Below are 15691 nucleotides of genomic sequence, written 5' to 3' on the forward strand. Positions count from 1 at the left end.
CGCAAAGTAACAAAAAAATTATACAAGTCAATCTTTCTATGAACTATTCTTTCTTGGACTTTTTGACACTCGTCGGTTCGTTAGGAATGTTCCTCTACGGAATGAAAACGATGAGTGAAGGTCTTCAGAAAGTGGCCGGAGACAAACTCAGGAACATTCTTTCCGTCATGACGACGAATCGCTTTACGGGCGTCCTGACGGGACTTCTCATCACTGCCATGATCCAGTCGTCGAGCGCAACGACGGTGATGGTGGTCAGTTTCGTCAATGCAGGGCTGCTTACATTGGGACAATCCATCAGCGTCATCATGGGGGCTAACGTCGGAACAACCATTACGGCATGGATCATCTCGATCTTCGGATTCAAAGTTGACATCAGCATCCTCTCCCTGCCGCTCATCGGTGTGGCTATTCCGCTCATGTTCGCCAAAAAGAGCAGCCGGAAATCGTGGGGAGAGTTTATTCTCGGTTTTGCCTTCCTCTTTCTCGGGCTGGCTTACCTGAAAAATTCTGTACCAGACCTGCAAAACAATCCCGAAGTACTCTCGTTTATCCGTGACTACACTTCCATGGGATATGGTTCATTGCTTCTCTTTATGTTTTTAGGTTCGGTACTTACCGTTATTGTGCAGTCTTCGAGCGCCACTGTCGCCATTACCCTGATCATGTGTACCCAGGGATGGATCCCTTTCGAAATGGCTGCCGCCATGGTATTGGGCGAGAATATAGGAACGACCATCACAGCCAATATCGCAGCGATCTCAGCCAATACATCAGCCCGTCGTGCAGCCCTGGCACATCTGATGTTTAACCTGTTCGGAGTCTGCTGGATGATGCTTCTCTTTTATCCCTTCTCCGATATGGTTGCCCAAGTTGTTACGAAATTCGGCCCGGGCGATCCGCACGAAATAACGAATTTCATCAGCTCCCTTGATCCGGAAACCGTGAAACAGATTACTTCCGGCCAAGAACTGACAGACCCGAGGCTGATCGCCTTGCAAACACACCTCTTCTCATTGCAGGTTTCTGTCTCATACGGACTATCCCTGTTCCATACAATGTTCAATCTGTGTAATATTGTCATTATGATCTGGTTCACGAAGATGTACGTCCGTATTTGCTCGGCCATCATCAAATCACCGCGTGAGACGGAAGAAGAAGAGTTCCAACTTAAATATATTTCGTCTGGAATGCTTTCGACCTCAGAGCTTTCGCTTGTACAGGCCAAGAAAGAGATGGCTGTCTTCGGACAGCGTGTATACCGGATGATGGATATGGTTAAAGAAATCTTGTACGAGACAGATGATGAAAAATTCCTGAAAACATATAACCGCATCGAGAAATACGAGCAGATCAGTGACCGCATGGAGGTCGAAATCGCAGACTACTTGACTCGTGTGCTCGAAGGACGCCTCAGTGCCGAGGGAAAGAATAATATCCGCGTGATGCTTCGCGCCGTATCTGAAATCGAAAGTGTCGCCGACTCATGCAACAACATTGCGAAGATCATCAAACGGCGTAACGATGCGAAAAGTCATTTTACCGACGAGCAAAATCATAATATTGAACACATGCTGGCCCTAACCGATGCTGCAATCGTCCATATGAACGACATCCTGCACCGTCAGACCGGTACCCGCGAAGACATGGCGCTCTCCTACAATATGGAGAACGAAATCAACTCCTATCGAAATCTGTTGAAAAATAACAATATCGACAATATCGACAATAAGTTGTATAAGTATTCCGATGCCATCTTCTACATGGATATTATTTCCGAATGTGAGAAGTTGGGCGACTATGTGTTGAATGTGGTACAAGCTATCGTGGAGAAAAAATTATGATGCGACGAACATTTCTGGATGCCAATTTTCTGCTGCAGACCGATACGGCTGCCGAGCTTTTTCGCAAACATGCCGAAAAACTGCCGATTATAGACTATCATTGTCACCTCGATCCCAAAATGATCGCCCGAAACTATCAATTTGCCGATCTGACCGAGATATGGCTGGCCGGCGACCATTACAAGTGGCGTGCCATGCGTGCGAACGGGGTGCCCGAAGAATACATTACCGGTAACAAACCCTCGTATGAGAAATTCGAGAAATGGGCGGAAACAATCCCTTACACCATGCGAAATCCGCTCTACCACTGGACGCACATGGAACTAAACCGTATCTTCGGTATTCAGGAGACATTGAAACTTTCCAATGCACGTCATATATACGAAGAGTGTACGGCTAAGCTGCAAACACCGGAATATCGCCCGCAAGCGATTATGCGACGGATGCGGGTCGAGGTTGTTGCTACAACCGACGATCCGGCCGATACGCTCGAATATCACCGAGAGATTCGCGAAAACAGCTTCGGGGTTAAAGTGTTGCCCGCATGGAGACCCGATAAAGCGATGGCCATCGGAAATCCGAAGGCGTATAACGAATACCTCGACAAACTGTCGGCCGCAGCCGATCAGACCATCGGTACTTATAAAGAGCTTGTCGATGCATTGCAAAAGCGACACGATTATTTTGAGCGGGAAGGCTGTACACTGTCCGATCACGGGTTGACGACCTTCTACGCTGATCCGTACACCGATGCCGAGGTCGAAACGATCTTCGGAAAGGTACGTGCCGGACAGACGGTCGGAAAAGATGAACATGATCGTTTTTGCTCCGCCTTGCTGTATGATCTGGCTGTGATGGACTGTCGCTCCGGATGGGTGCAACAGTTTCATATCGGAGCGATCCGTAACAACAATGCCCGCATGTTCAAAAAGATTGGACCTGATACAGGCTTCGACTCGATCGATGATGTAACGGTAGCCGTTCCTATGAATCGCTTTTTCAGCCGTCTTGACGAAGAAGAACATCTGGCCAAAACGATTGTATACAATCTGAACCCGCGTGATAATGATTTGATCGTAACTAACCTCTATAATTTTAACGACGGGTCTGTTCCCGGCAAGATGCAATACGGTGCAGCATGGTGGTTTCTTGATCAATATAAAGGAATCGAGAATCAGTTGAACAGCCTCTCGTCGCTTGGCTTGTTAAGCCGTTTCGTCGGTATGTTGACCGACTCGCGCAGCTTCCTGTCGTATCCGCGTCATGAATATTTCCGCCGTATTCTGTGTAATATCATCGGGAACGAGATAGAGCACGGCCTGTTACCTGCTTCCGAATTTTCGTTTATCAATCAGATGGTCGAAGATATCTGCTATTACAATGCCAAGCGTTACTTCGGATGGTAACGTGGCGGGTTTTTCGTTGTGTTGCATCGTTCGATTATTTTATCCCTGCTCCTCTTATTCGACGTTAATCACTATCTTTGCGCCCCGGTTCGGGCTTTAATTGGGTTTTAAATTAATAAGAAGCAATATGTCGACAAAGATCAAGTGTATCGGTCTATTGACCTCGGGAGGAGATGCTCCCGGCATGAACGCGGCCATTCGTGCGGTGACGCGTACTGCGATTTATAACGGAATGGCGGTAAAGGGGATTTACCGAGGATATAAAGGATTGATCACAAACGAGATCGAAGATTTCAAGACACAGAGCGTCAGCAATATCATACAACGTGGCGGAACGATTTTGAAGACGGCTCGATGTGCCGAATTTCAGACCTCCGAAGGACGAAAGCTGGCGTATGACGTTATTCTTCAGCATGGTATCAACGCTATGATTGTCATAGGTGGAGATGGCAGTCTTCGCGGAGCTCGTGACTTTGCGCAGGAATATGATTTCCCTATTATCGGGTTGCCGGGAACGATCGACAACGACCTGAACGGAACGGATACGACGATCGGCTATGATACGGCGCTGAATACGATTATGGAATGTGTCGATAAGATACGTGACACGGCATCGTCGCACGAGCGTTTGTTCTTTGTCGAGGTGATGGGACGTGATGCAGGGTTTCTGGCACTCAACGGCGCGATTGCATCAGGTGCGGAGGCTGCGATTATTCCGGAAATCTCTTTGAAGAAAGACCAATTGGCTGAAATGATCGAGATGGGTTTTCGGAAGTCGAAGAACAGCAGCATCGTGCTGGTAGCTGAGAGCGAGGTGACAGGCGGAGCGATGGGTGTAGCCGAACGGGTGAAGAAGCAATATCCGGGATTTGACGTGCGCGTCTCTATTCTCGGTCATTTGCAGCGCGGAGGTTCGCCGACGGCGCAGGATCGTATCTTGTCTACTCGTATGGGAGTGGCAGCCGTCGATGCGCTGATCGAAGGACAACGAAATGCCATGGTCGGTATTCAAAATGAAGAGTTGACGCTGGTACCTTTCGTGAAAGCCATCAAAAAAGACAAACCGATTAACCGCGATCTGCTGAACGTGCTTCGGATCGTTTCAACCTAACATGACCGGGAAACCGTTGCGGCGGCTTCTGGAATATCTATATACGGCAGAAGAGGGATGGTACCTAAAACCTATCTTGCGCAATTGGAGGAACACTTGCAGGTCTTCCGCAACGAAGGCAACGCGATTTTTTTTCCGGCCGAGGCCGTTGATTTCGAGGGATTGGACTTGGTATATATCCGCATCGCAGACAGATACGGGGCATCCGAAGCTTACAGAACAGGCTGGAAGAAACTCTTGCAATACTTGTCAGACAGTCGGGAACTGAACGAAACAACCCGCTTTATCGGATTAAGTTTCGACGACCCGAATGTAACTGTGTTTCGGCCACGTCGAGCCATTACGATTGGGCGATAAAGAAAATCCGCAAACATAAAAAGACTGCAGGCTCTGCTGAACCTTAACCCCGGACTTGCAGCCCTTGTGCCCCGAAAGGACTTTTTGTTGACGATAAACAGCTTGTTGTCAGAGGTTGTAATTATTTTCCTGATAAATGGTACAATTACAAATGACGAATTACGCATGCCTCTTTCTGTCATTCCGAACGGAGTGAGGGATCCCGTACGGAGAGGAAAGATTCATCACTCACACTCTGAATGACAAATGTCCGAACGCAAAGGGCGCAAATGGACGCGAAAATCAATTACGAATTACGAGGTACGAATGCGAATACATCATTGTATATGCACCGTAGAGACGCAATGAATTGCGTCTCTACCATCCGCGGCCGAATCGGTTGTTATGGCGGGCGAACACTACACGGCAAACAAATCAACTATTCAACGCCCGCAGGGCATAACCATTAACCATTAATTTACGTCAGACTTTCAGCCCTCCCATGACCTGGCAACCATTTTCCCCAACGCTTCGCATTGGGCTGAATTATTACGCCCTTTCAGGGCCGTTTTCCAAATGTTAATTGTCGATGGTTAAAGGTTTTGTCGGGTACATGATTCGGCGTGTAACACGCATAACCATTACCCGAAAGGGCTGCAAGCCCGATATATTTCAGCCCCATCCCGTAAGGGTGGGGTATCGATGCTCATACCTTGGTTAGAGGGCTGTAAGCCTGACATAATCGTTAGCGGTCAGTATTCAGCTTTCGTAATTTGTCATTCGTAATTGTTCGTTGGCGTTCATCCAACAAATCAACAACTAAACAAATAAACATCTCAACAATTCAATATCTCAACGCCCTGCGGAATATAAGGGCTGTAAGCCTGACATAATAAATGTTTGCATGTTGACTTGTTTCAATAACAACTTTTTCGGCGATAATCACGCCGACAATAGTTTTTTCACGTCTCCGTTTTGCGTAAACACATGAAAAGGTTTACTTTTGTGCTGTTTTTATCAGCAATAAACGGTTAGCAGTTGAAAGAGATTTCGTTTATACGGCAAAACATCGCCAAGTGGGAAGGTCTGGAACAGGTGGTAGCATCCGCCGACACGCAAGACCCGGGGCGCCTTGCCGACGCGTATACCGAAATCACGACCGATCTTTCTTTCTCGCGCAGCCATTATCCACGGTCGCGTATTACGACTTATCTGAACAATCTGGCATCGGCGCTTCACAATGCGTTGTATAAAAACAAGAAAGAGAAACGGTCGCGTATATTGCTCTTTTGGAAAGAGGAGCTTCCGCTCGTAATGTACGAGTCGCGCCGCGAACTGCTCTATTCGTTTCTGGTATTCCTGTGCAGTGTGCTGATCGGAGCGTTCTCTGCCCTTCACGACGATACATTCGTGCGTCTGATTATGGGCAACGACTACGTCGATATGACGCTCGACAACATCCGCAGCGGCAAACCGATGGCCGTCTATGGCAGTCAGGGTGAACTGGGAATGTTTTTGGCCATTACGTCGAATAATATCTATGTCTCGTTTCGGGTGTTTATTGCCGGATTGTTTACCGGGATCGGCACGGGATTGATGCTTCTCTACAACGGCGTGATGGTCGGGGCGTTTCAGACGTTCTTTTTTCAGCAAGGCGTAGGGATGGAGTCGCTTCTCTCGATCTGGCTTCACGGCGCGTTAGAGATTTCGTCGATCGTCGTGGCGGGTGCAGCCGGCTTGGCGATGGGCGACGGGTGGCTGTTCCCAGGCACTTATCCGCGCGGATATGCTTTCCGGCAAGGCGCTAAAAGGGGATTGAAGATCGTCGTAGGGCTTGTGCCGATGTTTATCATCGCCGGATTTATCGAGAGCTTCCTGACGCGGCATACGGAATTGCCCGATATGTTGCGGGCTGCATTTATTCTGCTCTCGTTCGTGTTCGTAATCGTCTATTTCGTGATTTATCCACGTATGGTATGGAAGAACAAACATCATACATCCTCAGATAATGGAATATACTAATCCTAAAATTCGTTACTATCGGGTACGTACATTCGGTGAAAAACTGAATATTACGTTCGATTACCTTCGTGAGAACTGGCGTGTTATCCTCCGTTTCTCGCTTTACTTGATTCTACCCTTGTGTATTTTTCAATCATTTGCTCTAAACGCATATTTCTCAACAAATTTAGAATTAATGAAGGATCCAAACGGCTCAAAAGACATCTTGATAGAATTTGTTCTTCGAGGCGGTATATACGTCATTATCTATATGATAGGCAATATGATACTTTCTGCCCTTATCTATGGTATGATGCATGTGTATGATCACCGTACCGAACGACTGATGGAACTGACGTTCGGCGAATTCAAGGAAACACTTTTCCGTTTCTTGGGTAAATGCTTTCGTATCATCCTGTTTTATGGTGCAATGACAATTCTGGTAGGAGGTCTTGCAGGAATGCTTGCCACATGGTCCGTTTGGGCGCTTGTCGTCTATCTTATTTTCGTACTGATCGGCGCCCTGATCATCATGTTACCGATGGCGCTTCTCACCCCGATGTATCTCTTTGAAGAGCAGCCTTTCTTCGAAACCTTGCAGCGGGCATTTCGTTATGGGATGTCGTTCTGGATCGAAATATTCGGCGTTCTCTTTGTCTTCGGACTCATCGGAGGAATTATCAACACGGTAACTTACCTGCCCTGGTATCTGGTTGTGGTAGTATCTCAGGTGTTCATCCTGACCTCGCCCGATTCGGGGATCGACCAGTCGCTTTGGTATCAATTGCTGACGTACGTACTGGGGATTATCCAGTCGTACGGATCATATATTGCACAAATGGTGGGGATGGTGGGGATTGCATTCGAGTATTTCCATATCCGTGAGAAACGCGAGGGCGTCACGGTCGAAACGGAAATTTCCAATTTCGCGAACCTGTAGCACGCAAGCATGATTCACGCCGTCTCCGACACGATTTGTTACAATGCAGCCAGAATCGCGGAATATCAGTCCGATGCTCGCTATGACTATAACAGTCAGCTACAAATGTCGGATACCGGCCTGACGGAGATCATCCGGCAGTGGTTGGCGCATATCCTGCGGCGATTATTTCGCAACGCCGAAGTCGATACGATTGATACATGGACGGGATGGGTGTTAATCGGAGGCTTCGTGTTGGTGCTCGCACTTGCCATATATTTTATCCGGAAAAAACATCCTGCTCTGTTTATGCGCGAAAAGAAGATGCCAGATCTTCCTTACGACGTGGAAGAGGAAAATATTTACGGCGTCGATTTTGAGAAAGAACTGTCGGCCGCTTTGACGTCGAACGATTTCCGGTCGGCCGTTCGCCTTCTTTACTTGCAGACCCTGCGTTTTTTGGCCGATAAGCAAAGGATCGACTGGCGCATTTTCAAGACGCCTACCGAATATATTTACGAATTAAAGCCGGCAGTGCTGCGACCGGTGTTTCGCGATTTTACGAATCGTTTTTTGCAGGTACGATACGGTAACTATCAGGCCACGCCGGAACTGTTCGATGCTATGCGTGAGCTACAACGGCAAATCCGGGAAGGAGGGGAGGAGCATGAAGGGGAGTAAACGTTATTTCGTGATACTCGGCGTATTTATGGTGCTGGCTTTTGTATTTCAGTACTATTCACCCAAGCCGTTCCGGTGGACTCCGACGTTTTACCACAACGACCGCCAGCCTTTCGGATGTTACGTGTTCGATGAGGTGGTCGGGACGTCTGTCGTTGCGTATGAAGTCCAAAACCGGTCGCTTTACGAAATCTATATGGCAAGTGTCGATACGTTCAGGCTGTGGCAAGAACAGAGCGATTTCCTAATGGAGGATGAGACGTTTTCGGCCGAAGAGACAGAAGAATATTTTGAAGAGGATGCGTCTGATGACGAATACGATACCATCTATTTTGACGAAGATAACAGTCTAATCTCCGTGCGAGATGCGGAGGAAGATGCTTTCGATTTACCGAAGCCAGAGCTGCTACCCGAAGCGGGGCGGCGTGCTATCCTCGTAGTCGAAGAGCGTTTGCTGATGCAGCCGATCGATGTGAAAGCGCTGTACGGTCTGCTTCGGCAAGGCAATAAGGTGATGCTTTGCGCCTCGTGGTTCTCCGGTGCGTTGTGTGATTCACTCCGGTTTTCGACCGAGCATGATGCCGTCTTGGGCTATGTCCGTTATTTTGAGCGTTCGGTCAAACAAACTCGCGAACGCGACAGCCTTTATTGGGGGTTCGATACGCTTCATGCCGAAGCGATTTATGAAGTTTATCCGCAAACCCATTCGTCTTACCTGAATACAGGTGACGATACGTTGAAAATCAAAGCGCAAGAGTTGCGCTCTGAACACGATACGCTTGCGCGACCTCGTTCGGACAAGATGAGATGCGACTCGTCCGGAGTGCTCGTTTGCGACGGGCAAGGAAGGCCGGTAGCGATACGGGCGCATATCGGTGAAGGTGAACTGTTTCTGGTGACAACACCGCTGCTCTTCACCAACTACGGCATGCTCGACGGAAATAATGCCTCGTATATCTTCCGTCTGCTTTCGTGTATGGGGGCGGGAACTTTACCGCTCATACGGCTCGAATCATACGGCGAAGGCGCGCAGGAGTCAGGCAGCCTGTTCCGTTTTTTCCTGAAACATTCGCCATTGCGTTGGGCTTTGTACACAACCATGCTGACGCTTCTGCTGTTTATGTTCTTCACCGCCCGACGGCGGCAGCGGGTGATCCCCGTCGTGCAGCCACCCGCTAACGGGATGCTTCGGTTCGCGCAGCTGATCGGTCATCTGTATTATCAGCGGAAAGATTATAAAGAGATGATTAAAAAGAAATATCTGTATTTCTGCACAGAGGCAAAACGGCTTCACGGGCTTGATCTGCAATCGGGCGAGCCGGCAGAAACGCTTAACGGACGTTTGGCCCGAAAAATGGGACTGCCTGCCGAAGAGCTATGGCCGGCTTTCCGTGAGCTGAACGAGTTGCTGCACAACGATACACCGGCCGATGAGGCTGCGATGATACGCCATATCGACCGGATCAATGAATGGAAAAGCAAATTGGATTAATATGGAAGAAAGAGTAGAAACAATGGATTTGACGGGGTTCACGGAGAAAATCGGTCGGATACGCACGGCCATGTCGTCGGTACTTGTCGGGCAAGAGCGCACGGTCGATTTGCTGCTTACCGTGATGCTGGCCAAAGGGCATGTGCTCATCGAAGGCGTACCGGGTATTGCCAAAACACTGATGGCGCGACTGATGGCACAGCTCGTGGACGCACGCTTCTCACGTATTCAGTTTACGCCCGACCTGATGCCGTCGGATGTGCTGGGTACGTCGGTGTTTAACATGAAAACGAGTGATTTCGATTTTCATAAGGGGCCGATTTTCGCCGACATCGTACTCGTCGACGAGGTGAACCGCGCTCCCGCCAAGACACAGTCCGCCCTGTTCGAGGTGATGGAAGAACGACAAGTGACCCTCGACGGAACAACGTATAAGATGAGCCCGTTATACACCATTCTGGCTACGCAGAACCCGGTAGAACAGGAAGGCACCTACAAGCTGCCCGAAGCGCAGTTAGACCGCTTCCTGATGAAGATCACGATGCAATACCCCACGCTCGACGAGGAGGTGCGGATTCTGGAACGTCATCATGCGAACGCGCGGTTGACGTCGCTGGAGACGATCCGCCCCGTCCTGACGGCCGACGAGCTGCTGCGGCTCAGTGACTGTGTAGGCAAGGTATATGTCGAACCGTCTCTGCTGCGTTATGTGGCTGCCATCGTCCATCAGACACGCACGAGCAAGGCCGTCTATCTCGGCGCCTCGCCGCGTGCGTCGGTAGCGCTTATGCAGTCGGCCAAAGCCTTCGCACTGTTGCAGGGACGCGACTTTATCACACCCGAAGATGTGAAATTCATCGCCCCATCCGTATTGCAGCATCGGTTGACGTTGACGGCCGAAGCCGAGATGGAAGGTCATACGCCGTCGAAAGTCATACGCCGTCTGATCGAAAAAGTAGAAGTACCGAAATAATGTACCTGAGCAAGCGGTTTTACATCTTCTGCGTGGCAGCCGTCGTCCTGTTTCTGGCGGGCTACGTCTTTCCCGTGTTATTCATGGCGGGGAAGATGCTGCTCGTGGCACAGGCGCTGCTCTCGGCAGCTGACATTGCGCTGCTGTGGCGGCAGAAGGATGGAGTATATGCCGAGCGTTCGTGTGCCGCCCGTTTCTCGAACGGCGACCCCAACCCTGTACGCATCGCCGTAGAGAACCGCTATCCCTTCGCCGTACATATTGAGGTGATCGACGAGCTACCCGACGTGTTTCAGCGGCGCGATATTCTTTTCCCGCTCCACCTGCTATCCGGCGCTCGCAAAGAGATTGTCTATCAGCTACGGCCAGTGAAACGCGGCGAATATGGCTTCGGACATATCCGTCTGTTCGTCTCCACGGCCATCGGGTTCGTCGTACGCCGTATCACGGCTGGTCAGCCTGCCCGGGTCAAAGTCTACCCCTCCTACCTCATGCTGCACCGCTACGAGCTGATGGCCATCCATAATAACCTGACCGAATTAGGTATCAAACGCATTCGTCGCATCGGTCATCATACCGAATTCGAGCATATCAAGGAATATGTGAAGGGCGACGACTACCGCACCATCAACTGGAAGGCCAGTGCCCGCCGGCATCAGGTAATGGTCAACACGTATCAGGACGAACGGTCGCAACATATCTACAACATCATCGATAAGGGGCGCGTCATGCAGTCGGTATTTCGGGGGATGACCCTACTCGACTATTCGATCAATGCCGCGCTGGTACTCTCGTTCGTAGCGATCCGGAAAGAAGACAAGGCCGGGCTGATTACCTTTGCCGAGCGTTTTGAGACATTCGTTCCGGCCGGAAAGCAGTCGTCTCAGATGCAGCTCCTGCTCGAAGACCTCTACCGTCAACAGACTACCTTCGGCGAAAGCGATTACTCGTCACTCTACGTGCATCTGAACAAACACGTAAGCAAACGCAGTCTGCTCATCATTTACACGAATTTCGACCGCATCATCGGGATGGAACGCCAGCTGAGCTATATGCAGCAGTTGGCACGTCAACACGTCGTGCTGGTCATCTTCTTCGAGGATGTCGAGCTTCGTGACTTTGCCGCACGCCCTCCGCAGAGCTCCGAGGACTGCTTCCATCAGGTGATCGCCGACCGGTTTATCTACGAAAAACAATACGTGACGACCACCCTCCGCCGGCATGGCATCTATTCGCTCCTCACCACACCCGAAGACCTCTCGGTCGATGTCATCAACAAATACCTTGAGATGAAAGCCAAACGACTGCTTTAAGTTTAAGGCCATATTCCCCTTCGAGTGTTTAGATATTTAGTTGTTGGTTAGTTAGCGTTCAGCAGCCAGCGTAATTTAATTGTCAATTATCATGCAGAGTACATGATTTGGTCTGTACCACGTATAACCATTGACCATTGTTCAAACGCCCCAAGGGCATACAAGGGCTGAAAGCCCGTTCTGTTTCAGCCCCATCCCGTAAGGGTGGGGTCCCGTCCCACCTTGTTCGGAGGGCTGTAAGCCTGACATGATCGTTAGCGGTCAGTTTTCAAGCAGTCAGCTATTATCATCCAACAATCAAACAACTCAACCATTCAACAGCTCAACGCCCGAAGGGCATCACTTTTCATTTTTCATTTTTCGTTTTTCACTTCTTAATCAATTTCTGCGTGTACGTCTGTCCGTCTTTGACGACGCGCACGAAGTACAGTCCCGCCGGCAATCCGGCCATCGAGATTTGGAACGTCGGCTCATTCGTCCGGAACGAGCGCAGCATCGTCATACCGCTCCAGAGCTGGATTTCGTAGGGGCTTCTGTCGGTCGAGAGCACGCTTAATCCGCTGACTTCGTCCGTCTCCATCAGCTGCAAGGTCACTTCGTCCGTTGCCGGGTTGGGGGAGAGGGTGAAGTGAGAACGGGATGTTACCTCAATTGACAATGCTATGCTATTCGTGTAGCAGCCTTGTTGCTTAACGCGAACATTAATTCTTGCTCGTCCTTCCTTGAGAGGTGTAAGATGTGCTATATATCCACCTTGATGAGATACCGATACGATATTCGGATTATAATTAACCCATTCCCAGTTGCTAATGGGGATATTTATTAAAGGAGCATTATTAATACGGAAATGAATATCTCTATTAGGAGTAACTTGATACAAATTTAAACCGATCTGCCCATATGACATATCTGCATTATGCCATCCTATTCCATTATCATAAACAGATGCTTCTAATATTGGGTCGAATAACCATATGTTTCTGTTAATATTAAGGGGGTTACTGTTTATTCTGATATTTGCTCTTAATTCAACATCTCCTGTATTTCTACGCTTTAATGTTACTTTATCAGTTGTAGACGATAAGATTATAGCATTATTATTGCTTAAACTCCATTGAACTATTGCTCCTGCCGGCAGGTTTTCTATCGTATAGGTTGCCTGATCGCAGACCGATGCAGGGCCGGAGAGGTGGGGCTGATATTGGGTATTCCCCACTCCTACGGCATACCAGGCATTTTCGATCTGGTGCTCTAAGAAACTATTTGTGCCCGCTATTTCTCTTGCTGCATTAATCATTGATGTTCTGATTTGTGCATAAGAAGTTGTAAAGCGTAAATATCCACCGAAAACAGCTTTAACAATAAGATTTTCCGCATTATCCATCCCAATTCCCCATACTGAATAGTTTCTTCCCAAGGTATTTACTCCAGTACCTCCATTTACTAATAGGTAAAACCAGTGCGAAAAAACACCTCCACGCACATAACTGTCTCCTGAGTTATATTGTGGAGAAGCGTATGTATTTGCAATTTGACTCATCGCATTACTTGCATTCGTATTCTGTAAATTTCTTAAACAAGAATAATTTCTAGTAATTTGTTCTCCAATTTGCCATACAGAATTAGGATGTATGCGATGTTCCATTATAACTCCCCAAATATCACTCATCCCTTCGTTAAAAGCCCTTTGATCTGTTGTGTTGTTCCAGCCTATCTGAAAATGAGTAATACCGTGCCCAAACTCATGAGCAACCACATCAACACTTGCTAAGGGTTGAAAATCACTACCTCCTTCTCCAAAAGATAATGTGCGATCAATAGAATTCCAAAATGCGTTGTCATAATTATTGCTATAGCGTATATGTGCGTCAATTGTAAACCCATCATCATCCATGCTGTTTATATTGTGAGTATTGTATAATCTGTCGCAAATACGCTGTAATGCCCACTGCACGTCCAAGCCCATATCGTTGTTGTTGGGACGGTGTTCTGCCTGTGTCCAATTGTTATCATTATCCGTTATATCTACTCTGCTTAAGATATTCGTTCTCCCTTCTAAATTCCATGTATGAATAATTGTATTTCGTGTGGAATCGACCAAATGATAACTTCCTTGATAGTTATGTGTAGTTCCTTGTTGGCTTCCGGAATAGCGGGTCGCAAATGTTCCCTGTGCCGAAAAATCGATAAAAACTGGTTCAGTCATTCGCAGACTCCCCGTATGTGCATCTATAAATCCTACTTCTGTATTTTGCGGATAATCTGCATATAAATATACTCTGTAAACAAGTGCCGGCAAGGTATCCGTTTTTTCTAAAATTTCTTTTATAATCAATTCTGCTATATAATTGTAAATCGCTTTTTCCGGTATATTTTTATATTTAGCAAAATGCTTCATAGCTTCGTGTCCGGTAATAGAAGGCTTGGGGCTTACGTCGCTAGCATCTACGTAATGCCCATGTGCAAAGTACATTTTACCGTTTTTATAGTGGAAATTATATCCGGCTCCATCTATTTTAATTCCATTATAATACTGTTCGAAATGTTCGTGAATAAATTCTTTTTGTTTTTGTCTGTGCTGTATTTTTCTGAACTCATCGGTCGGTTTTACTTTAAGGATACTCTTAAAGAAAGTTTCAGCAGATGTCGGTATTATCACCCGCTTATCATCTGCCGAAAATTCTATAGACTCAAGAACTCCTTTTGAATTTTTTCGAAGAATGGTTTTTTGCGCAAGTGTACTCCATGTAATAGCCATCAAAATGACTGCTGAAATTAGTTTTTTCATGATTTTTATTTTTTACGTTGATAAATTTCTGTAAGATCGCGTATGGCAATTAAATCCAATGGAAATAATTGCATTTTATCCCTATAAAAAAGATATTTATACCTATAGTTGCACATTAATAGTACTGTATCGTTGAGGATGGAGTATTCGCATTGAAACGATGTGTATTGTTCCTTTGTGTAATCATACTTGTGAACAATACCCGATGGAAGAAACTCTCTATATCCGGTAGGAATAATTGGCCTCCCTCCAGAGTTAATCAATTCCCACTTCCCCAAGATTGCCTGTTCCGGATTGGCAGGAGGTGAATGCAACTGTCCATTCTCGCACCCCACTCCTCCTATCAGCAGAAGCAGGACACCTATCCATAAAATAATTTGCTGTTTCATGTTTTTCTGTTTTTTAAAGTTTATACTTGTTTCCGCGTTCCGGATATTTCTTTTACGCTGCGCCTCCGGTGCGGTTTGCGAGGCGCATCGGCTTGCCCTGATGGAGTATCGGTCGTTATTTCCATAACCTTGCGTTTTTGATGATACTACAAAGTTATAAACGATTTCTGAGAATACGTAAATATTTAAGCTGTTTTTTTGCGTCCTTTGCGTCGTTCTTTGCGAACTTGGCGGTAAGATCACCGCAAGGAACGCGAAAGTTACGCAAAGCACGCAAGTTTGTTTAAGCAAAACATCTCGACCATTAAATAAATCAACATTTTATATCAGGCTTACAGCCCTCCGCAGGAGTGGGTATTCTTTTTCCCCCGACGCTTCGCTTCGCTACACATTGGGCTGAATTAATGCGCCCCTGCGGAGCTGTTACAGCGGTCAGCC

The 15691-nt window shown here is 47.6% G+C and carries 12 protein-coding genes; 10 read left to right on the forward strand and 2 right to left on the reverse strand.

All coding sequences use genetic code 11. The annotated features are described in order from the left end of the window. The first annotated feature begins 38 nt into the window (after positions 1-38). The 10 genes from Tanf_RS06145 (at position 39) to Tanf_RS06190 (ending at position 12076) form a co-directional block, all read left to right on the forward strand. Positions 39-1844 carry a Na/Pi cotransporter family protein gene (locus Tanf_RS06145; protein ID WP_046825279.1) on the forward strand — a complete coding sequence of 602 codons (1806 nt, stop codon included), beginning with the start codon at positions 39-41 and terminating at the stop codon, positions 1842-1844. Further along, positions 1844-3250: a glucuronate isomerase gene (gene uxaC / locus Tanf_RS06150; RefSeq protein ID WP_046825280.1), complete on the forward strand. Its 1407-nt coding sequence runs from the start codon at positions 1844-1846 to the stop codon at positions 3248-3250. The genes Tanf_RS06145 and uxaC overlap by 1 nt, the downstream gene beginning before the upstream one ends. A gap of 127 nt (positions 3251-3377) precedes the next feature. Then, complete coding sequence (gene pfkA, locus Tanf_RS06155; protein ID WP_041590693.1) at positions 3378-4361, forward strand: 6-phosphofructokinase; 984 nt, start codon at positions 3378-3380, stop codon at positions 4359-4361. A gap of 290 nt (positions 4362-4651) precedes the next feature. Continuing rightward, complete coding sequence (locus Tanf_RS16105; protein WP_369057634.1) at positions 4652-4765, forward strand: ClbS/DfsB family four-helix bundle protein; 114 nt, start codon at positions 4652-4654, stop codon at positions 4763-4765. A gap of 970 nt (positions 4766-5735) precedes the next feature. Then, positions 5736-6719, forward strand: a complete 984-nt coding sequence (locus Tanf_RS06165; RefSeq protein ID WP_046825273.1) for a stage II sporulation protein M — start codon at positions 5736-5738, stop codon at positions 6717-6719. A gap of 205 nt (positions 6720-6924) precedes the next feature. After that, positions 6925-7638 (forward strand): hypothetical protein, encoded by a 714-nt coding sequence (locus tag Tanf_RS06170; protein WP_140230627.1) that lies wholly within the window; start codon positions 6925-6927, stop codon positions 7636-7638. Between the two features lie 9 nt (positions 7639-7647). Then, a complete protein-coding gene (locus Tanf_RS06175) occupies positions 7648-8298 on the forward strand; it encodes a DUF4129 domain-containing protein (protein WP_080948575.1) in 651 nt (216 codons plus the stop codon). Continuing rightward, positions 8285-9790, forward strand: coding sequence for a DUF4350 domain-containing protein (locus tag Tanf_RS06180; protein ID WP_052299237.1), 1506 nt, complete (start codon positions 8285-8287; stop codon positions 9788-9790). Before Tanf_RS06175 ends, Tanf_RS06180 begins: the two co-directional genes overlap by 14 nt. Before the next feature lies 1 nt (position 9791). After that, positions 9792-10763, forward strand: coding sequence for an AAA family ATPase (locus Tanf_RS06185; RefSeq protein WP_014224575.1), 972 nt, complete (start codon positions 9792-9794; stop codon positions 10761-10763). Next, the gene (locus Tanf_RS06190; RefSeq protein ID WP_046825274.1) at positions 10763-12076 is read left to right on the forward strand and encodes a DUF58 domain-containing protein; all 1314 of its coding nucleotides are present in this window, start codon (positions 10763-10765) and stop codon (positions 12074-12076) included. The genes Tanf_RS06185 and Tanf_RS06190 overlap by 1 nt, the downstream gene beginning before the upstream one ends. A gap of 367 nt (positions 12077-12443) precedes the next feature. Here Tanf_RS06190 and Tanf_RS06195 read toward each other — a convergent pair whose 3' ends face one another. After that, complete coding sequence (locus Tanf_RS06195) at positions 12444-14864, reverse strand: M4 family metallopeptidase (protein ID WP_046825275.1); 2421 nt, start codon at positions 14862-14864, stop codon at positions 12444-12446. Between the two features lie 5 nt (positions 14865-14869). Beyond that, positions 14870-15253, reverse strand: coding sequence for a hypothetical protein (locus tag Tanf_RS14230; protein WP_014224578.1), 384 nt, complete (start codon positions 15251-15253; stop codon positions 14870-14872). Positions 15254-15691: the final 438 nt, after the last annotated feature.

The sequence above is a fragment of the Tannerella forsythia genome (genome assembly GCF_001006485.1).
In the GTDB taxonomy this organism is placed as follows: domain Bacteria; phylum Bacteroidota; class Bacteroidia; order Bacteroidales; family Tannerellaceae; genus Tannerella; species Tannerella forsythia.